General features: G+C 46.3%; 19 protein-coding genes. 18 read left to right on the forward strand and 1 reads right to left on the reverse strand.

The window, feature by feature from the left end:
• Window positions 1-5: 5 nt before the first annotated feature.
• The 18 genes from coq7 to lpxC all read left to right on the forward strand — a co-directional run bounded on the left by coq7 (window position 6) and on the right by lpxC (window position 19,987).
• The gene (gene coq7 / locus ICN39_RS01040; RefSeq protein ID WP_216232282.1) at window positions 6-635 is read left to right on the forward strand and encodes a 2-polyprenyl-3-methyl-6-methoxy-1,4-benzoquinone monooxygenase; all 630 of its coding nucleotides are present in this window, start codon (window positions 6-8) and stop codon (window positions 633-635) included.
• A gap of 303 nt (window positions 636-938) precedes the next feature.
• Complete coding sequence (gene mraZ, locus ICN39_RS01045) at window positions 939-1,367, forward strand: division/cell wall cluster transcriptional repressor MraZ (protein ID WP_216121756.1); 429 nt, start codon at window positions 939-941, stop codon at window positions 1,365-1,367.
• A 12-nt stretch (window positions 1,368-1,379) separates the two neighbouring features.
• On the forward strand, window positions 1,380-2,330 hold the full coding sequence (gene rsmH, locus ICN39_RS01050) for a 16S rRNA (cytosine(1402)-N(4))-methyltransferase RsmH (RefSeq protein WP_216232283.1): 951 nt from the start codon (window positions 1,380-1,382) through the stop codon (window positions 2,328-2,330).
• Window positions 2,327-2,593, forward strand: coding sequence for a cell division protein FtsL (gene ftsL, locus ICN39_RS01055; protein WP_216121536.1), 267 nt, complete (start codon window positions 2,327-2,329; stop codon window positions 2,591-2,593). The genes rsmH and ftsL overlap by 4 nt, the downstream gene beginning before the upstream one ends.
• Window positions 2,590-4,362: a penicillin-binding protein 2 gene (locus ICN39_RS01060; RefSeq protein ID WP_216232284.1), complete on the forward strand. Its 1,773-nt coding sequence runs from the start codon at window positions 2,590-2,592 to the stop codon at window positions 4,360-4,362. The genes ftsL and ICN39_RS01060 overlap by 4 nt, the downstream gene beginning before the upstream one ends.
• Complete coding sequence (locus ICN39_RS01065; RefSeq protein WP_216232285.1) at window positions 4,359-5,909, forward strand: UDP-N-acetylmuramoyl-L-alanyl-D-glutamate--2,6-diaminopimelate ligase; 1,551 nt, start codon at window positions 4,359-4,361, stop codon at window positions 5,907-5,909. Before ICN39_RS01060 ends, ICN39_RS01065 begins: the two co-directional genes overlap by 4 nt.
• Complete coding sequence (murF, locus tag ICN39_RS01070) at window positions 5,909-7,357, forward strand: UDP-N-acetylmuramoyl-tripeptide--D-alanyl-D-alanine ligase (protein ID WP_216232286.1); 1,449 nt, start codon at window positions 5,909-5,911, stop codon at window positions 7,355-7,357. The genes ICN39_RS01065 and murF overlap by 1 nt, the downstream gene beginning before the upstream one ends.
• Window positions 7,348-8,517 (forward strand): phospho-N-acetylmuramoyl-pentapeptide-transferase, encoded by a 1,170-nt coding sequence (mraY, locus tag ICN39_RS01075; RefSeq protein WP_216232287.1) that lies wholly within the window; start codon window positions 7,348-7,350, stop codon window positions 8,515-8,517. Before murF ends, mraY begins: the two co-directional genes overlap by 10 nt.
• Before the next feature lie 52 nt (window positions 8,518-8,569).
• A complete protein-coding gene (gene murD / locus ICN39_RS01080) occupies window positions 8,570-10,153 on the forward strand; it encodes a UDP-N-acetylmuramoyl-L-alanine--D-glutamate ligase (protein WP_216232408.1) in 1,584 nt (527 codons plus the stop codon).
• Window positions 10,150-11,421 (forward strand): putative lipid II flippase FtsW, encoded by a 1,272-nt coding sequence (ftsW, locus tag ICN39_RS01085; protein ID WP_216232288.1) that lies wholly within the window; start codon window positions 10,150-10,152, stop codon window positions 11,419-11,421. The genes murD and ftsW overlap by 4 nt, the downstream gene beginning before the upstream one ends.
• The gene (gene murG / locus ICN39_RS01090) at window positions 11,418-12,491 is read left to right on the forward strand and encodes an undecaprenyldiphospho-muramoylpentapeptide beta-N-acetylglucosaminyltransferase (protein ID WP_216232289.1); all 1,074 of its coding nucleotides are present in this window, start codon (window positions 11,418-11,420) and stop codon (window positions 12,489-12,491) included. The genes ftsW and murG overlap by 4 nt, the downstream gene beginning before the upstream one ends.
• On the forward strand, window positions 12,488-13,924 hold the full coding sequence (gene murC, locus ICN39_RS01095) for a UDP-N-acetylmuramate--L-alanine ligase (protein ID WP_216232290.1): 1,437 nt from the start codon (window positions 12,488-12,490) through the stop codon (window positions 13,922-13,924). The genes murG and murC overlap by 4 nt, the downstream gene beginning before the upstream one ends.
• On the forward strand, window positions 13,917-14,930 hold the full coding sequence (locus ICN39_RS01100; RefSeq protein WP_216232291.1) for a D-alanine--D-alanine ligase: 1,014 nt from the start codon (window positions 13,917-13,919) through the stop codon (window positions 14,928-14,930). The genes murC and ICN39_RS01100 overlap by 8 nt, the downstream gene beginning before the upstream one ends.
• Window positions 14,927-15,784 carry a cell division protein FtsQ/DivIB gene (locus ICN39_RS01105; RefSeq protein ID WP_216232292.1) on the forward strand — a complete coding sequence of 286 codons (858 nt, stop codon included), beginning with the start codon at window positions 14,927-14,929 and terminating at the stop codon, window positions 15,782-15,784. The genes ICN39_RS01100 and ICN39_RS01105 overlap by 4 nt, the downstream gene beginning before the upstream one ends.
• 9 nt (window positions 15,785-15,793) lie before the next feature.
• Window positions 15,794-17,023, forward strand: a complete 1,230-nt coding sequence (gene ftsA / locus ICN39_RS01110; protein WP_216232293.1) for a cell division protein FtsA — start codon at window positions 15,794-15,796, stop codon at window positions 17,021-17,023.
• Window positions 17,024-17,071: 48 nt separating this feature from the next.
• Window positions 17,072-18,412 (forward strand): cell division protein FtsZ, encoded by a 1,341-nt coding sequence (ftsZ, locus tag ICN39_RS01115; RefSeq protein ID WP_216232294.1) that lies wholly within the window; start codon window positions 17,072-17,074, stop codon window positions 18,410-18,412.
• Between the two features lie 112 nt (window positions 18,413-18,524).
• Window positions 18,525-19,025, forward strand: coding sequence for a peroxiredoxin (locus ICN39_RS01120; RefSeq protein WP_215321366.1), 501 nt, complete (start codon window positions 18,525-18,527; stop codon window positions 19,023-19,025).
• 47 nt (window positions 19,026-19,072) lie between these two features.
• Window positions 19,073-19,987, forward strand: a complete 915-nt coding sequence (gene lpxC / locus ICN39_RS01125; protein WP_216232295.1) for a UDP-3-O-acyl-N-acetylglucosamine deacetylase — start codon at window positions 19,073-19,075, stop codon at window positions 19,985-19,987.
• A 21-nt stretch (window positions 19,988-20,008) separates the two neighbouring features.
• Here the strand turns inward: lpxC and ICN39_RS01130 are convergent, their stop codons facing one another.
• Window positions 20,009-20,506 carry a hypothetical protein gene (locus ICN39_RS01130; protein ID WP_216232296.1) on the reverse strand — a complete coding sequence of 166 codons (498 nt, stop codon included), beginning with the start codon at window positions 20,504-20,506 and terminating at the stop codon, window positions 20,009-20,011.
• Window positions 20,507-20,513 lie beyond the last annotated feature (7 nt).

Here is a 20,513-nt window from a genome sequence, read left to right on the forward strand (position 1 = left end):
CACGCATGTCTCCAATAGATCGTTTCATTCTAGAGTTTGATACTGCCCTTCGGTCGGTGGTCGGAGGCGCTCATGCACATAGACCTACCCCAGGATCTGATTTTGGGGGAAATTCTAGTTTGGATGCTGTTGAACGAAAACATGCAGCAGGACTCATGCGAGTAAATCATGTGGGTGAAGTTTGTGCGCAAGCGCTCTATCAATCGCAAAAATTGGTTGCTCGAAATCCTGAAATTCAGGAGATGTTAGAGCACTCCGGGCAAGAAGAAATGGATCATCTAGCATGGTGTGAAACTCGTCTTCAAGAGCTCGGGTCACATACTAGTTATCTCAACCCACTTTGGTATGCAGGATCCTTTGTAATCGGCTTGGCAGCAGGCTTAGCGGGTGATAAGTGGAGTTTAGGTTTTGTTGCCGAAACAGAAAAACAAGTCGAGAACCACTTGGAAAGTCATCTAGAAAAATTACCAAAAGAAGATCAACGCTCACGCGCAATTGTGGATCAAATGCGAGTTGATGAAATTGCTCACGGACAAGCTGCAAAAAGTGCTGGCGGTGTAAATTTGCCAGAACCCATTCAAAAAATAATGCAGGCGATGTCTAAGGTAATGACTACTACTGCTTACAAAATTTAAAACGGAAGTAAGGTGTAATTCTTGAAATTCACCCCTGATTAATTTTGATATATTTTGTTGGGCATTACTGTTTTTAAATACAGTATATTTAGGTATTATCTAACCAAATAGCTAAGATCTATTCTTAAGTATATTTTCCAAGCCATTGTTTCAAGTAGCTATTTTATTATCACCATTTTCTCAACACATGACGCTAAGTGTTTGTAAACACTAGAGAAATTCCTAAAAAAACTCCTAAAAACACTTGACCCTCTTAGTGTGATCCTCTAAAGTGGGAGGAAGTGTGAAAAAGTGGGGTAAATGGTGTTTCAAGGTGCGTCAGCTCTCAATTTGGATGCAAAAGGCCGCATGTCTGTGCCGGCTAAGCATCGTGACGCCTTGTTGGTGCAGGGTGAGGGCCGAATCACGCTTACAAAACACCCCGATGGGTGCTTACTTCTTTTCCCAAGACCAGAGTGGGAAACCTTCAGAGCAAGAGTTGCGCAACTTCCGATGGATGCCCATTGGTGGCGCCGTATTTTTTTAGGTAACGCAGCAGAGATAGATTTGGATGGCGCTGGTCGCGTACTGGTGAGTCCAGAGTTGCGCGCTGCTGCAGGGATTGAAAAAGAAGTGATTTTGCTTGGCATGGGAAGTCACTTGGAGTTGTGGGACGCAGCTACATACGCTGCAAAAGAACAGGCTGCGATTGCACAAGGCATGCCTGAAGCACTCAAGCAATTTAATTTTTGATGACAGGGTGCCATGAACATAACTCATCGCCCAGTGTTGCTGGCCGAGGCGGTGACAGCGCTGGTTGGCGGTCCGCTGATTCAAAATCAAAGTGCAGCAAACAAAATTTTGGTAATCGATGGAACCTTCGGGCGCGGCGGTCACACCCAGGCTTTGCTCAAGGAGTTGAATCCCTCCGCGCGCATGATTTCCTTCGACAAGGATCTGGACGCGATTGCAGTAGCGCAAAAAATCAACGACCCACGATTAAAAATTGTGCACGACAGTTTTGCGCAGATGGACCAGTACGCGGAAGCGGAATCGGTCGATGGAATTTTGTTGGATTTGGGGATCAGTTCACCCCAAGTGGACGAAGCGCATCGGGGATTTTCATTTCGTCGAGAAGGTCCGCTCGATATGCGCATGAATACCGACCATGGTTTAACTGCAGCAGAGTGGTTGGAGCAGGCCCCACCGGAGGAAATCACTCACGTGATTAAGACTTACGGAGAAGAGCGCTTTGCATTTCAGATCGCAAAAGCCATTGTGGCTAAGCGAGAAGAAGGGCTTTCCCCCAAAACAACTACTCAGTTGGCAAGTCTAGTTGCGGGCGTAGTGCGTACGCGCGAGGCTGGTCAAGATCCCGCAACAAGAACCTTCCAGGCATTGCGTATTTTTATTAATCGAGAGTTAGAAGATTTAGAGCTTGGTTTAAAGGCGGCTTTGAAATTGTTAAAGCCGGGCGCAAGACTTGCGGTAATTAGCTTTCATTCGCTAGAAGATCGCATCGTGAAGCAGTTCATGCAAGCGCATGCAAAAGTAGAAGTCCCTCGCGGTTTACCGGTGCGTGAAAAAGATTTGCCACAGAGTGCGCTTGAAATTATTGGTCGTATTAAGCCAAGCGATGCAGAAGTGTCTGAGAATCCTCGCGCCCGCTCAGCAATCATGCGTGTGGCTGAAAAGCGCATGGGAGCATCTGCATGAATCGCGCTACCTTGACTCTGCTCGCATTGCTATTGATTTGTGCCCTATCTCTGGTTGCAGCTCAGCAGCGTGCGCGAAAATTATTCATTCTTCAGGAGCGCGCACAGATAGAAGAACGTAAGTTAAACCAAGACTGGCTACGCTTGGAGTATGAGCAGCGTAATCTTTCGAAGTCTGCACGTATTCGTGATGTTGCCCGTAACCAATTGCATATGGCGCCTATTTCTCCTGAGCGTACTTTGTACTTGAAGGAGGCTAAATGAGGCCGGTTGGATTCTCTACTACGCCAAATTTAGTATTGCGTCTGCCAATGTGGCGGTCGCGCTTGATGCTATTCCTTTTGTTTTTTGTGTTCATGATGCTGTTGTTACGTGCGTTTTGGATTCAGGGCCCAGGAAATGCATTCTATGAAGCCAAGGGCGTGCGTGGCACTCAGCGCGAATTAGAGCTACCCGCTAGTCGCGGAAAAATTTTGGATCGTAATGGTCAGGTGATTGCAACGAGCTTAGAAGCTAAGTCGGTGATTGCTTATAACGACACGGTTCCAGATGACTTGGCTGCAGACAAAGTGCAGAAATTGGCAAGCCTTTTACAAATGAGTGAAGTCGAGCTACGCAAGAAGCTCAAAGAAGAACGCAAGCAGGTCTTCCTAAAGCGTCAAGTAGACCCGGTTGTAGCGCAGCAAATTAAACAGTTAGAGATCCCTGGTATTGGCTTGAACAATGAGTATCGTCGCTTCTACCCAGAAGGCGAAGCAATGGCGCACGTGGTTGGCTTTACGAATGTGAATGACAAAGGTCAGGAAGGCATGGAGCTTTCCCGCGAGAATGAGCTTGCCGGTCATCCTGGTCAAAGACGTGTGGTAGTTGACCGCTTAGGTCGTGTTGTTGAAGATGTTGCGATCTTACAGTTGCCGCAAAATGGAAAAGATTTAAATCTATCTATTGATAGTAAGATTCAGTTCTTGGCCTATAACGCTGTAAAGGATGCGGTTGAAAAGCATCATGCCAAAGCAGGTGGCGCTGTAGTGCTCGATACCCAAACGGGCGAGATTCTGGCATTGGCAAATTACCCAAGCTACAACCCAAATGATCGAAGGTATTTAACAGGCGAGCAATTGCGTAATCGCGTATTGACCGACACCTTTGAGCCTGGCTCAACAATGAAGCCATTAACCATTTCAATTGCTTTGGAAAAAGGCGTAGTTAAGCCGGATACCAATATGGTCATTGGTGCGAAATATTTAGTAGGTCCTAAGCCTATTACAGATACCCATCCTTATGGAAATCTAACAGTCGCACAAATTATTCAAAAGTCGAGCAACATCGGTACTGCAAAGATTGCAATGAATAATCTCTCCGCTGAAGAAATGTGGGATTTTTATACTGCCGTTGGTTTGGGACAAGCGCCGAAAATTGGTTTCCCTGGTGCTGTAGCAGGCACGGTGCATCCTTTCAAAAAATGGATGCCTACCGATCAGGCGCGTATTGCATTTGGCTACGGTATTTCTGCGTCACTCTTTCAGGTGGCGCGTGCATATACAGTCTTCGCGCGTGATGGCGAATTAGTCCCCCTGACTATTGAGCGTAGCCCTGAGTTCAAGCCAGGCGTTAAAGTGCTTTCACCAAAAACCGCCATTGAAATGCGCAACATGATGGAGGCAGTTACTGAGCCTGGTGGCACTGCAATCAAGGCGCAGGCCGAAGGTTATCGTGTTGGCGGAAAAACAGGTACTGCCCATAAATTAGTTGGCAAGGGATATGGCAATTCGTATCGTGCTTACTTTGCTGGACTTGCCCCCATTAGCGCGCCACGTATTGTTGTAGCAGTAATGATTGATGAGCCTACTGGCGGAAGTCACTACGGTGGTGATGTTGCGGCACCCGTGTTCTCGACAATTGTTGGGGAGACGTTGCGTTCATTGAATGTTTTGCCAGACAACAAAGTTAAGCAAATGGTGTTGGAGGACAAGGCTCCAGAAGAAATTCGGCCGGCAGCTGCACAGGCTCAACATGTGGTTTTGAAACGATGAGGGTGGATTTGAAAATAGACACCAATCATTTGATTGACCACTTACATACGCTAGCGAACTCCTCCGCAAAAGTATGTGCGGATAGTCGCCAGATTCAGTCTGGCGATATCTTTTTTGCCTATCCAGTAGGTCATGGCAATGCCTTGCGCGATGGTCGTCAATTTATTGATGCTGCATTAGATAGTGGAGCGGCCGCAGTAGTATTCGATCCAGCAGGCATGGATGAGCAATTTTTAGATCATCCGCAATGTTTTGCTGTTGAAAGCCTTGCTGTAAAAGCGGGTGAGCTATGCGCACAATGGTATGGCCATCCAAGTAAAGAATTAAAAGTCATTGGTGTTACCGGCACTAATGGCAAGACTAGTATCACGCAGTGGTTAGCTCAAGCTTTAGATACTAGCAATCATCGGACTGCAGTCTTGGGAACTTTAGGTTCTGGATTCCCTGGTGCATTAGTTCAAACTGGCTATACCACTCCAGATGCTCCTAAATTACAAACTCAGCTAGCGGAATTACGCAATGCCGGGGCGAAACAAGTGGCGATGGAAGTATCTTCACACGCTTTGCATCAAGAGAGAATCGCTGGTACAGAAATTCACTGCGCAGTCTTCACGAATCTGACGCAGGATCATTTGGACTACCACGGCAACATGGTCGATTACGCTGAAGCAAAGGCTAAGTTATTTCAGCAAGCTAGCCTTGAGCACGCAGTGATTAACTTAGACGATGCTTTTGGTCGTGAGCTTGCCATGAATTTATTGGCAAAAGACGACTTAAAGGTTTGGGCATATGCATTGTCTCAATCCGCATTCCAAGGCTTTGAAAAATTTGGTGATCGTTTATCCCGTAACTATACAAAAGATATTTTGTTGAGTGGGGCGGGCTACAACGCAAGTTTTATTTGTGATGGAGTGGGAAGTGCTCAATTGCATATTCCTTTGTTAGGCGAATTTAATTTAAGTAATGCGCTTGCGGTATGGACAATATTGCTTTCACAGGGTATGGGCTGTGAAGTGGCTGCTCAAAAAGTCAGTCAATTAAATCCAGTGCTTGGTCGTATGGAGTTAATTCCTTTGGGTAAAGCTCAAAAGACAGAGGGCTTGTTAGCGGTTGTGGATTACGCGCATACACCGGATGCCTTAGAAAAAACCTTACAAGCATTGCGTCCTATTGCTGAGCAGCGCGGCGGAAAAATTTGGTGCGTATTTGGATGTGGCGGTGATCGCGATGCTGGTAAGCGTTCGCTAATGGGTGCTGTCGCAGAGCGCAATGCCGATCATATTTTGATTACAAGTGATAACCCTCGCTCTGAAGACCCACAGGCCATCATGCAAATGGTGCGCAGTGGTATTAGTAGGGACGCGCAGAACATTCAAGTGATTGCTGATCGTGCTTCTGCCATCATGGCCGCAATTCGTCATGCAGCTGATTGCGATATTGTTTTAGTTGCTGGCAAGGGTCATGAAACTACTCAAGAAATCAATGGCAAGAAATTTGATTTTTCTGATCAAGAACATATTCGCTTAGCCGCTGGAGGCGGAGTCTGATGTCTATCATGACCACCCTTGCACAAGCGCAGGCAATGTTACCTGGAAGTAAATTATTGAATACTTCTGCAGAGGCTGCTCAGGAAATATCGATTTCTCGAGTGGGCACTGATAGTCGCCAGATCGATCGCAATGAATTCTTTGTCGCTTTAGTTGGTGAGCGCTTTGATGCGCATGACTTTTTATCCGATGTCGCTAAAGCAGGTGCTAGTGCTGCCCTAATCAGTGCCCAAGATAAATGTCCGCCGGACTTACCTGCTATTTGCGTTTCGAACACGCGTGTTGGTTTAGGAAATTTAGCAAAAGCATGGCGGGCTAATCACCCCATTCCTTTGGCATTGGTTACTGGTAGTAATGGTAAAACCACCGTTAAAGAGATGATCGCTTCAATTTTTAAAGCCGCGGTTGGCGAGCAACATACTTTGGTTACCAAAGGAAATCTGAATAACGATATTGGTTTGCCATTAACGCTGTTGAAATTGCGCGCAACAGATCGCCTTGCTGTGGTTGAGCTTGGGATGAATCATCCCGGTGAAACGGCGCAGTTGGCTGCTATCGCGCAAGCGAATATTGCATTAATTAATAATGCCCAGCGCGAGCATCAAGAGTTCATGGCTACGGTAGCGGCAGTAGCAGAAGAGCACTCTGACGCAATTCGTGCCTTGCCAAGTGATGGCATTGCTGTATTTCCAGCAGACTCAGAATTCTCAAGCGTTTGGCGTCAGGCTGCTGCAGGCCGCAAGGTCATCGATTTTGTATTGTCATCTGCGCAGACCAAACTATCGGCAGCTGTAACTGGAAGTCTATTAAGTAATGGGCTCGTACAGATACAAACCGAACAAGGGGTTATTGAAGTTCAGTTAAATGCTTTGGGTAGTCACAATGTTCGCAATGCGTTAGCTGCAAGTGCTGTTGGTGTCGCAGCAGGTATAAGTCTTGAAAAGATTAAGCAGGGTCTCGAATCATTCTCCCCAGTAAATGGGCGCATGCAAGCAAAGGTGATTGATTCAAATCACACCTTAATTGACGATAGCTATAACGCCAACCCAGATTCTGTAAGGGCTGCTATCGATGCTTTAAAGCAATCAGGTAATTTATCTTGGTTAATTTTGGGTGATATGGGTGAGGTTGGCAATCAGGGTCCTGAGTTCCATCGAGAGGTGGGCGCTTATGCTGCTGAGCAGGGAGTTTCAAAGCTATTTGTATTGGGGGAACAGTGCCAATTTGCTCTTCAGGGATTTAATGAGACTGTTGGTAATAGCGCGACTGCATCTAGTGCGATGCATTTTGCCGATATGGATATTCTCATCATGCAATTGAGAGATGCTTTGCATGCCCAGTCTAGCGGTGGCAATCAACACTTAAATATTTTGGTTAAAGGTTCACGGTTTATGCGCATGGAGCGTGTAGTGCAGGCCTTGTTAGAGGAGGCTAAAACATGCTCTTAATGTTAGCGCAATGGCTGCAAGATGATTTCGGATTCTTCCGAGTCTTCAACTACATCACTTTCAGGGCGGTGATGGCAACTGTGACTGCATTATTGATTGGTTTGGCTGCTGGACCTTGGGTGATTCGTAAATTAAGCGCTCTGAAGATTGGTCAGGCAGTCCGCACAGATGGGCCACAAACCCATTTAGTGAAATCTGGCACCCCAACCATGGGCGGTGTTTTGATTTTGATTGGTATCTTTATCTCTTGCATGTTGTGGGCTGATCTCAGCAACCGATTTATTTGGATTGTGATGATCGTGACCTTTGGATTTGGTTTGGTGGGCTGGGTAGATGACTACCGCAAGGTTGTTTACAAAGACCCTAAAGGCATGGCCTCAAGAGAAAAGTTCTTCTGGCAAACCTTAATTGGTTTATTTGCTGCCATCTATCTTGCATTCTCCGTGTCGGAAGTGAATAACCTTAAGGTGTTGCAATTATTTTATGACTGGCTAAGAAGCGGATTTGCTTTAGATCTGCCTGCAAAAACCAATTTGCTATTGCCTTTCATAAAAGAGGTGAGCTATCCATTAGGCGTGATGGGCTTCATTATTTTGAGCTATCTAGTAATTGTAGGTAGCAGTAATGCAGTGAACTTGACCGATGGCCTGGACGGCCTTGTCATCATGCCGGTCATCTTAGTGGGCGCTGCTTTGGGTGCTTTTGCTTATGTGATGGGTAATGCAATTTATGCAAAGTACCTCCTTTTCCCCTACATCCCAGGTGCTGGCGAGCTAATGATTTTCTGTGGCGCCATGGGTGGCGCTGGCTTAGCCTTCCTTTGGTACAACACACACCCAGCACAAGTATTTATGGGTGATGTAGGAGCACTCGCTTTGGGCGGAGCCCTTGGCACTATCGCCGTGATTGTGCGTCAAGAAATTGTGTTGTTTGTGATGGGTGGCATTTTTGTTGCTGAAACTGTTTCGGTAATGCTGCAAGTATTTTGGTTCAAGCTCACTAAAAAGCATTTTGGAGAGGGTCGTCGTATTTTCCGGATGGCGCCATTGCATCATCATTTTGAATTGGGTGGTTGGAAGGAGACGCAAGTGGTTGTGCGTTTCTGGATCATTACTATCCTCCTAGTCTTAATTGGCTTATCTAGCTTGAAGTTACGGTGATCCAAAAGTAAATATGTTGATTTTAGAAAATACCTTTGCAAATGCTGCCTTCATGAGTGATGAAGGTTACCAAGCTCCAAACCGATTCCTTATTTTGGGATTAGGTGAGTCTGGCGTAGCTATGGTGAAGTGGTGCCTGCGAAATGGTGCAGAAGTCCGCTTGGCAGATACGCGTGATCAATCCTCTTTTACTCCACGTCAAAATGCCTGGCTGGAAGAACTTCGGATTGCAGGCCTCAAAGATATTTGTTTCGGCCCTTTAGATGAGAGCTTACTCAACAATATTGATGTGGTTGGTATTAGTCCGGGACTTTCTCCGGTGCAAGACCCAACCTATGCTTTCTTGGTTAAGGCAGAGCAGGCTGAAATCGATGTGTGGAGTGAGATTGAATTTTTTGCTCGCGCAATTTCTGCTTTAAGTCGTATGGCACAAGCGCAAGAGATGAGTTATGCAGCTGCAGTATTGGCTGTCACTGGCACCAACGGTAAAACAACTACCACCGCATTAACCGGACAACTCTGTGAGCGTGCTGGCAAGAAGGTTGCTGTTGCAGGAAATATTAGCCCTGCTGCCTTAGAAAAGTTGATGAGTTGCTTGGATATTGCCGATCAAATCGTGGATATGCCAGATGTTTGGGTCTTAGAGTTATCCAGCTTTCAGTTGATTTACACCCATACCTTGAATGCTACAGCAGCAACGGTATTGAATATTACTCAAGACCATTTAGATTGGCATGGCGATATGCAAGCCTATGCACAAGCAAAGTCACGGATATTTGGTGTTGATACAGTTTGTATTCTGAATCGCGATGATTCTCTTGTAATGGGGCTGCTGTCTGAAGAGCAAAAAGCAGAGAGAGCTATCGTGACCTTTGGCTCAAATCGCCCAGATGAGCAAGGTGCTTTCGGAATTGAGCACGATTTACGTGCGGGTGGAATTGATTGGCTGGTATGGGCTGAAGTAGATGAAGACGTTGAGCCCAAGCCTAAGCGTCGTCGTAAATCTGCGGTAGTTGAAGAAGAGGAACCGTTGCGCTTGAAGCGTTTAATTCCGGCGGATGCCTTAAGAATACGTGGTCGACATAATGCATTAAATGCGCTAGCGGCCCTCGCCTTAGCACGTGCCGCTAATTTACCAATGAACGCACTCCTACATGGCTTGCGTGATTACCATGGTGAGCCGCATCGTGTGCAAAGTATCGCGATTGTTAAAGACGTTGAATACGTAGATGACAGCAAGGGCACTAATGTAGGCGCGACTGTTGCTGCATTGAATGGCCTAGGTAGCAACGAGTCTGGAAAACGCATTTGGTTGATTGCTGGTGGCGATGGAAAAGGTCAAGATTTCAGCCCGTTACGTGAACCCGCTTTACGTTTTGTGAAGGGCGCCTTCCTCATTGGCAAAGATGGCGCTGCAATTGGTGAGGCTCTTGGCTCTGGAATTCAAAGCACAAATTGTGGCGATTTAATTTCTGCAGTTCAAGCTGCTGCCAGTCATGCGGTATCCGGAGACTTGGTATTGTTGTCTCCAGCCTGTGCAAGCTTAGACCAGTTCCATGACTATGTTGAGCGTGCCCATGTATTTGCTGCAGAGGTTGAAGAGTTAGGCATGCGCTTTGAAGGGGTACAGGCATGAGCTTAAAAGAAAAATTCTTTCCTGAAAATCGACTTGGCCTGAATCGCTTCTGGAATTTTTCAAGGGGTGGAATTGATAACTTCCGCACTGGCTTGCGTGATGCTGTTTCTGGCGTAGAGCAAACGCGTTCGCGCATGATGGATTATGACCAGTTGCTGGTATGGGCAATTCTGTCGCTGATGTTAATTGGTCTTGTAATGGTGTATTCCGCCTCCATTACATTGGCCGATGGACCCAAGTATGCAAACTACAGCAGTAATTTTTTCCTCATTCGTCACGTGATTTCTTTGGCGATTGCGATTGGCGTTGGCATCTGGGCTTTTAAGATTCCTACTAAGGTATGGGATCGTTATTCACCAGTCATTTTCGGATTTACCGTCTTATTGCTGATCGCCGTTCTAATTCCTGGAATAGGTAAGGGTGTGAATGGTGCGAAGCGTTGGATTCCTTTAGGTTTGATGAACTTTCAGCCATCCGAGTTGATGAAATTTGCTGCCGTGATCTTTGCAGCAAGTTATACCGTTCAACGCCAGGAGTATCTCCATTCCTTTGTGAAGGGTATGCTGCCGATGGGTATTGCAGTTGCTCTAGTAGGTGGTCTGCTGATGGCTGAGCCAGACATGGGTGCATTCGTGGTAGTTGCCTTAATTGCATTCGGCATTCTCTTTTTGGGTGGCATCAACGCTAAATTATTTGGCGGCTTGATTCTGGTTGGTTTGATGAGTGGTGCAACTATGATTGCACTCTCGCCATTCCGTCGCGGACGCATGTTGGCCTTTATGGATCCATGGCAAGTAGATAACGCCGCCAATAAAGGCTATCAATTAACCCATTCATTGATGGCATTTGGTCGTGGCGAATGGTTTGGTACGGGACTTGGTGGTAGTGTAGAAAAATTGCATTACTTACCAGAGGCGCATACCGATTTCATCATGGCCGTCATTGGCGAAGAATTAGGATTTGTTGGTGTGGTCGTAATGATCTTCTTGTTTTATTGGATCGTTCGTCGCGCGTTCTTAATTGGCCGTACCGCTTTGCAGTTGGATCGTAGCTTTGCCGGCCTTGCTGCTAAAGGCGTTGCAATTTGGATTGGTTGGCAGGCCTTCATCAATATGGGTGTGAACCTTGGCCTACTTCCAACGAAAGGCTTGACCTTGCCATTGGTAAGTTACGGCGGTTCTGGAATTTTGATGAATGCTGTCGCTGTAGCAATGTTGTTGCGAATTGATTTTGAAAATCGCATCCTCATGCGCGGAGGCAAGCTTTGACTAAACCCTCAATTTTGGTGATGGCTGGTGGTACTGGTGGACATATCTTTCCAGGCCTCGCTGTCGCTGAATATTTGCGGATTTGCGGTTGGAACGTCTCTTGGTTAGGTAATAAAGCTGGCATGGAGTATCGCCTCGTGAAGTCTTGCAACTTTCCATTTGAGGCGGTCGAGTTCGGCGGCCTGCGTGGCAAGGGATTAAAAGCAAAGTTGATGTTGCCCATGAATCTCATGCGTGCTTGCTACCAAAGCTGGAAGATTATGCGTCGCCTAAAACCGAATGTTGTTTTAGGAATGGGCGGCTACATTACTTTCCCTGGCGGTTTAATCACCAAGTTTTTGAAGTATCCATTGGTTTTGCATGAAGCGAATTCAGTTGCTGGTAGTGCTAATCGGGCACTAAGCAAAATTGCAATGCGGACTCTCACTGGATTCCCTAAGACAATGGATCATGCAGAGTGGGTAGGCAATCCGATTCGGGAAGAATTTGATCAGATGCTAGCGCCTGTAGCACGCTATGACCAGCGCCAGGGGCCTTTATCTGTCTTAGTGGTGGGTGGTAGCTTGGGTGCTGCTGCCCTTAATGAAAATATTCCGGCTGCTCTGGCATTAATTCCAGTGGAGTCACGTCCCAAAGTCGTTCATCAGGCGGGTGATAGGCATTTGGCTGACCTGCAGAAGCGATATGCTGACTTAGGTGTAACAGCAGATATTCGTCCTTTTATTGATGATATGCCCGCTGCGTATGCACAAGCCGATTTGGTGATTTGTCGTTCAGGCGCCATGACAGTTTCTGAAATAGCAGCTTGTGGCGTTGCCTCTTGTCTTATTCCTTTCCCATTTGCGATTGATGATCATCAAACTGCGAATGCGCAATTTTTATCAAATGCCAGCGCAGCGGTTTTATTGCCGCAGCCATTACTTAATCCACAAGATTTAGCAATGATGATTCAAAACTTCAATCGCACAGAATTAAAAGAGATGGCATTCCGTGCGCATGCTTTAGCAAAGCCACATGCGACACAGCGAGTGGCTGAAGTATGTGCAGATTGTGCGGGGGTAGGTAAATGAAGCATATCGTTCAGCAAATTCACTTTATCGGTATCGGCGGTGCTGGCATGAGCGGCATCGCTGAAGTGCTTTTGAACTTGGGTTACCAAGTTTCAGGGTCAGACTTAGCTGATGGTGCAGTCACTAAACGCCTTAGAGAGCTGGGCGCAGTCATTCATATTGGGCATGACCCTAAAAATATTGGTACGGCAGAGGCAGTAGTTATTTCCACTGCAGTTGCAGGAAACAATCCAGAAGTATTGGCTGCACGCGCGGCGAAGGTTCCAGTGATTCAGCGCGCAGTAATGTTGGGTGAGTTGATGCGTCTAAAGCAAGGTATTGCGATTGCTGGAACGCACGGGAAAACAACTACTACTAGTTTGGTTGCATCCGTCTTGGCTGAAGGCGGCCTAGATCCTACATTTGTGATTGGTGGAAAACTAAATTCCGCAGGCGCGAATGCGCGCTTGGGGCGTGGAGATTTTATTGTGGTTGAGGCGGATGAATCAGATGCCTCCTTCTTACAATTATTTCCAGCCATGGAAGTGGTAACTAATATTGATGCTGATCATATGGATACCTATCAGCACGATATGGCTAGATTGAAGCAGGCATTTGTTCAGTTCATTCAGCGCATGCCTTTTTATGGCGTAGCAGTACTTTGTATTGATGATGCTAATGTGCGCGACATTATTCCATTTGTATCTCAGCCAGTACTTCGCTACGGTTTATCAGAGGATGCAGATATTCGCGCAAGTAATGTTCGTGCGGATGGTACACAGATGCACTTCACGGTTGACCGTCGTACGGTGCGTAGGCATGGCAATAAACCAGGCCCACTAAATATCACCCTGAATTTACCGGGCTTACATAACGTCTGTAATGCCTTGGCTGCTATTGGTATAGCGACAGAGTTGGGTGTGGGTGATGAAGCAATTATGAAGGCCCTGTCTGAGTTTGGTGGTGTTGGTCGTCGCTTCCAGCGTTATGGAGAGATTCCTTTGGCATCTGGCGGTAGCTTTACCTTGATCGATGATTACGGCCATCACCCAGTAGAAATGGCTGCAACCTTAGCTGCAGCGAGAGGTGCTTACCCAGATCGTCGCTTGGTATTAGCATTCCAGCCGCACCGATTTACTAGAACGCGTGATTGCTTCGGTGAGTTTGTTCAAGTCCTCAAAAATTTTGATGCCTTAGTGCTGACTGATGTGTATCCAGCGGGCGAAGCAAAAATTCCAGGTGCTGATAGTAAGAGCTTGATAAAAGCTGCTATTACTGAAGATAAGAATTCCAAAGCCTTATTGGATTCGAGCGCAGTGGCATATGCTGCAAACATTGCAGAGATGCCAGAAAAATTGAGTCAAGTTTTAAAAGATGGAGATGTATTAATCACGATGGGTGCAGGATCAATTTCTACTTTGCCACACACGTTGTCGGAGGCAAAGCATGTCTAAAGCAGGTGTTAATTTGGGCTCCTGGGGCGAACGCGTTCAGTCTAGCTTAGCTAGCTTGGAGCCGAAGTCTTTTGGCCGTGTGGGCGTTTTGCTGGGTGGTAAATCTGGCGAGAGAGAAATCTCTCTCATGTCTGGTAATGGCGTATTAGAAGCTTTGAGGTCAAAAGGAGTTGATGCCCACCCTTTTGATACCGGTTTACGTTGCCCTACTGAATTGGCAAAAGAAAACTTTGATCGCGTATTTATTTCTTTACATGGTCGTTTTGGTGAAGATGGAACCATCCAAGGATTGCTGGAGTTATTAGGCTTGCCTTACACAGGTAGTGGTGTTTTGGCCTCTGCTCTAGCAATCGACAAAATTGTCACCAAGCAAGTATGGATTAGTAATGGACTTGCTACTCCTGAGTATGAAGAGTTAACTGCTGATAGCGATTGGAATGCAGTTGTAAACCATCTAGGTTTGCCCTTGATTGTGAAGCCGGCCCATGAGGGATCTTCTTTAGGCTTAACAAAAGTGAAGTCAGTAGACGAGTTACCGGCTGCTTACAAACTTGCAGCTGGACTAGATAAAAAAGTAATTGCAGAGACTTGCATTATTGGAGACGAATTAACCTGCCCATTAGTTGGTCAGGGTAAAACAGCTGAAGCATTACCGGTGATCAAAATTATTCCACCGCAAGCAAATTACGATTTTCATAATAAGTATTTCTCTGACGAAACTCAGTACTTATGCCCTACTGGTCTAGCGCCTGAAGTTAATGCCGCTGTTCAGGAATTAGCCTTGGCTGCATATAAGGCCTTGGGTTGTCGTACATGGGGACGTGCTGATGTGATGCTGGATCAAAAGACCGGCAAGCCTTACTTATTGGAAATGAATACCTCCCCAGGAATGACTTCTCACTCTTTGGTGCCAATGGCTGCCAAGGCTGCTGGTATCGAATATGCAGACTTAGTGCTTTGGCTACTCAGTCAAACATTGCAGCAAAAAGAGGGCGCTGCTGCATGAGTAACTTTATGGACCGTTTCGGTGAAATTTTCTCTATGTTGATGTCTCCGCTTTGGAATCATTCAGAGCGGATGGAGAAGCTGAGTCGTTTCCTGCTGCGTTGCTTTGTAGTGATGCTCGTGATTGGTATCTTAGTTTGGCTTAGTCAACGACCGGTCTTTGCTTTGAAGCAGATTCAAATTGAGCCAGTTGCCGGCCAAACCTTGAAACATATTAATAAGCCTATTGTTAAGCAGCAGGTTCTAGAAACCGTGCAAGGTAATTTCTTTAGCGTTCGCTTAGAGGATGTGAAGAGAGGCTTTGAAAGCATGCCTTGGGTACGACATGCCAATGTCCGCCGTGTTTGGCCAAATGGTCTAGTGGTGAGCATTGAAGAGCAGAAGCCTTTTGGGACTTGGGGCGGCGCTGATAGCCACACCCTGATGAATACCCATGGCGAGCTCTTTGCTGGACGTGTTTCTGAGGTGAGTGAGGATGTGCGTTTAGTCGACTTCTCTGGTCCTGAAGATGCAGGCAAAGAGGTAATGAGTCTTTATGAAAAAGCCAATAACTGGTTTAAGCCTTGGGGTGCAGAAGTCACGAGCCTTGCGCTGACTGAACGTTATGCATGGCATGTCAAGCTCTCAAATGGAATGAAAGTAGAGTTTGGTCGTGATGAGGAAAGCTCTGATAAAAATTTAACGGAAGAACGTGTGGCGCGTTTATTTAAATATTGGCCACAAGTACAAGAGAAGTGGGCGAATCGAGTAGATGCAGTCGATTTGCGATATGCAAATGGTTTTGCAGTTCATCTTGCTTCTGCAAGTTTGAAAAAGAATGAAGTAGATGGCAAAAAAAGTGAGCTGAAGCAATGAGGAATGGTAATGAGTAAAGACAATCGCGATATTTTGGTTGGTTTAGATATTGGAACGTCCAAGGTTGTTGCCTTGGTTGCTGAATTAGCTCCAGATGGTCAATTTAATGTAGTTGGTGTTGGTCAAACCGCATCCAAAGGATTAAAGAAGGGTGTTGTAGTCAATATTGAGGCAACTGTTCAATCCATCCAGAAGGCCCTTGAGGAGGCTGAGGTCATGGCTGATCGCCAGATCGTGCAAGTCTTTACAGGGATTGCGGGTAATCACATTGTGAGTTTTAACTCGAGCGGCATGGTTGCGATACGCGATAAAGAAGTTGGCTCAGGAGATGTAGAGCGCGTGCTCGAGACAGCAAAAGCCATCAATATTCCGACGGATCAACAGATTTTGCACATCCTAGTTCAGGAATTCATTATTGATGGACAAGAGGATGTGCGCGAACCAATCGGTATGAGCGGTCTTCGCTTAGAAGTAAAGGTGCATATTGTTACTGGTGCTGTAAGTGCTGCACAAAATATTGTGAAGTGCGTGCGCCGTTGTGGCCTCGAAGTTAACGACCTTATCTTGCAGCCTTTAGCCTCAAGCTTGGCAGTCTTGACCGAAGATGAGAAAGAGCTTGGAGTGGTGTTGGTTGATATTGGCGGTGGCACAACCGATATTGCAATTTATTGTCAGGGTTCAATACGTCACACGGCAGTGATTCCAATTGCGGGTGATCAAATTACGAATGACATTGCGATGGCATTGCGCACTCCAACGATTGACGCTGAAGATTTAAAAATTGCGCATGGTATCGCCCGTCAAGAGATGGCTGATCCAACCGCGATGCTTGATGTTCCTGGTGTCGGTGACCGTGAGCCACGCCCAATGTCTAAACAAGCCCTAGCAGCAGTGATTGAGCCTCGTGTTGAAGAGCTGTTTACATTGGTAAGAGGCGTAGTTCGTGACTCTGGTTACGAAGACATGGTTTCTTCTGGAATTGTTTTGACCGGTGGCACTGCATTAATGCCCGGGATGGTGGAGTTAGCAGAGCAAGTCTTCTTAAGGCCTGCTCGTATTGGAACACCTGAGTACCGTGGACATCTCCATGAAGTTTTACGCAGTCCCAGATATGCCACCAGCATTGGTTTGCTGATGGAAGGTCAGGCGCAGTTATTGCGCGGCCGTCGTGTTTCTCAATCAGGCGCGTTGCAAGGTGTTCTATCGCGTATGAAGGAATGGTTCGCAGGAAATTTTTAAGTTTTTTTCGTCGTCGTCAATGTAGTACGTATTTACCTAGGAGGGTATATGGAATTTGAAATGTTAGATCAAGAAACAGCTGGCAAGACCATCATTAAAGTGGTTGGAGTCGGTGGCGCTGGTGGCAATGCTGTCCAGCATATGATCCGCCGCGGTGTTAACGGCGTAGAGTTCATTTGCATGAACACCGATGCAGGCGCTTTACAGCGTTCTGAGGCATCTGTGAATTTGCAATTGGGTTCTAGCGGATTGGGTGCAGGAGCTAAGCCAGAAATCGGCGCAGCTTCAGCAGAAGAGGCGCGTGCTCGCATTGCAGATTCATTGCAAGGCGCACACATGGTGTTTATCACTGCTGGTATGGGTGGTGGCACAGGAACTGGTGCAGCGCCTATCGTTGCGCAAGTAGCTAAGGAAATGGGTATTTTGACTGTTGGCGTCATTAGCAAGCCATTTGACTTTGAGGGCGTGAAGCGCTTGAAGGTTGCTGAGAATGGTGCCGCAGAACTTGAGTCATATGTAGATTCATTGATTGTTGTGCTCAATGAAAAACTCTTTGAAGTCATGGGTGAAGATGCTGAGTTTGATAAGGCATTTGCATGTGCTGATGATGTGTTACATAACGCAGTATCTGGTATCGCAGAAATCATCAATGTTCAAGGTTTGATCAACGTTGACTTTGAAGACGTGAAAACAGTGATGGGTGAGCAAGGTAAAGCTATGATGGGAACTGCAACTGTTTCCGGTATGGATCGTGCGCGCTTAGCAGCCGAAGCTGCAGTGGCATCACCATTGTTAGAAGGCGTAGATTTGTCAGGAGCACGCGGCGTATTGGTAAATATTACTGCTAGCCGTTCATTGAAGTTGTCTGAGACTCGCGAAGTTATGGCAGCAATTCGTGGTTATGCCGCTGATGATGCAACTGTAATCTTTGGTACTGTTTATGACGAGAGCTTAGGCGATGCTTTACGCGTAACTGTTGTTGCTACTGGTTTGAATAATCCTCAAGCTCGTAAAAATAACCAACCTGAAGTAGTTTGGAGACAAGCTACTGGTACTCATGATGCAATGCCAACGATGGCAGACCTCAATAGCTTTGCTCCTGCTAGCGCATCAGCAGCAATGAGCAAGGTAAGTGTGGATTCTGCTTTAAGTACTAGCGCAGGTTTGGCTCTCACTGGAACTGGTAGTACTCCAGCAATGGCCGCTCAACCAGCAAGTACTGGCGTTGACTATAGCCAATACGACTTGCCACGGGTTTTTCGTAGCTCTCGTGAAGCGACTCCTGCGCCTACATTAGGCGCAGATAGCTCTCCTCAGGCTAAATCCATGTTGGACAAAGGGGCTGATTACTATGAAATTCCAGCCTTTTTACGTAAACAAGCAGATTAATTAACTGCTTAATACAATAGGTAATTGCGAAATGCCAGCGCGGCGCCCCTCCGGACGACGAATCCCGCGCTTGCGTTGGCATGCTTACTAACAATTATTTATTGGAGATGTCATGATTGCTGTTGGACAAAAATTACCGAACGCTACTCTTTATGAATTTATGAATGAAGAGACCGAAGGCTGCTCCTTAGGGCCAAATGCTTTTGAAGTTGAAAAGCTAGTAGCTGGAAAAAAGATTGTGTTGTTTGCATTGCCTGGCGCGTTTACACCAACTTGCTCTGCAAAGCATGTGCCTGGTTATGTTGAGCACTATGATGCGATTAAAGCTAAAGGTGTTGACGAGATTTGGTGTGTTTCAGTAAATGACCCGTTTGTGATGGGTGCATGGGGACGCGATCAAAAAGTTGGCAAAAAGATTCGCATGTTGGGCGACGGCAGTGCTGAGTTCACCAAAAAGCTTGGTTTGGAGTTGGACTTAACTGCTCGTGGTTTTGGTGTTCGCTCAGATCGTTACGCCATGATTATTGAAGATGGTGTTGTAAAGTCACTAGACCGCGAAGCTCCTGGTAAGTTTGAAGTAAGTGATGCCGCTTCCATTTTGAAAAAGCTGTAATTCAAACTCTTGTATAACTAATACCCCCTGAATTTAAATATCCAAATATGATGAAGCAACGCACCATCGCCACTCCGGTTAAGACCGTGGGGATTGGCTTGCACTCTGGTCGTAAGGTGACGATTTCTATCAAGCCTGCACCAGTAAATTCAGGGGTTCAGTTTGTTCGGGTAGATACGCCTGAGCAGTCAGTTGTGCCGGCAACCGCTTTAGCTGTATGTGACACAAGATTGGCCTCTGTTATTCAGAAGGATGGTGTGCGTGTTTCCACCGTTGAACATTTGCTTTCAGCCTGTGCTGGTCTTGGGCTTGATAATTTGTTGATTGAGCTTGATGGTGAAGAAGTGCCCATCATGGATGGTAGCGCTGCTTCTTTCTTATTCTTAATCGAATCTGCAGGTATTGCAGAACAAGATGCGCCACGTCAATTTTTGGTGATTAAAAAACCAGTAGAGGTTCGCGAAGGCGACAAGCTTGCTCGCTTAGAGCCTTTCTTTGGATTTAAGTTAGATTTCACGATTGACTTCAAGCATCCGGCGGTAGATAAGACTGGTCAACGTTTTGTTGTTGATTTTGCAGAACAAGCTTACCGTAGTGAAATTGGTCGTGCGCGCACTTTTGGATTTGCGCATGAAGTAGAGGCGTTGCGCGAAATGGGATTAGCGCGCGGTGGTAGTTTGGATAACGCAATTGTTTTAGATGAGCACCGAATTTTGAACAACGAAGAACTTCGTTATGAAGATGAATTTGTGCGTCACAAAATATTAGATGCGATTGGCGATCTGTATCTCATTGGACATCCTATTGTGGGAGCTTATGTTGCTGAGAAATCAGGTCACGCCCTAAATAACGCTCTTTTACGCAAGCTTTTGGAAGATCCAAGTTCTTATGAAATCAGCTCCTTTCCTGAAAATAAGGCTCCAGGCGCTTATTCCCAGGAAAGTCAGCCCCTCTTTTTCTAAGGTGCCCGAAGAAGTTTGGACTTACTTCGGTTTATTTCTCAATAGCTTCTCAATGGAGGAGCGTAATCCAGAGTCTGGCCCTAGCTTCTCCAATAGTGACTCCCAGGATTTTTTGGCAACCTCATTTAGCCCTTTTGGTTTTTCACGCTGATCTTGGCGAGGCTTGACCTCCCAAGCGGGCGGAGCCGGCTTTACCCGCACCTTTATTGCCTTACAAGGTAGCCCAGATTTACCTAACTCATTGATTAGACTGGGTAATATTTGTTGCAAGCGACTAGCAATGCTGGCGCTGCTGACCAGTAAAAATAGCTCATCTTGTGAGCCAAAACGCCAGCCAGCCTCAATTTTTGGGCTCAAATGCGCTAAATCAAGCTTTGTTAGGGCTGAGTGAATGATTGTCTTGAGTTTGGCCAGATCTTCGGTTTTAGCCAAAATTCCCCCAAGACCATCGGATTCACGTAGGTAATCCATCCAGTCATGAGCTGTGTGCTTGCGGGATGGTTTGGGGCTAAAGTTCATAAAAAAT

This window comes from Polynucleobacter sp. AP-Reno-20A-A9 (assembly GCF_018882085.1).
Classification (GTDB): domain Bacteria; phylum Pseudomonadota; class Gammaproteobacteria; order Burkholderiales; family Burkholderiaceae; genus Polynucleobacter.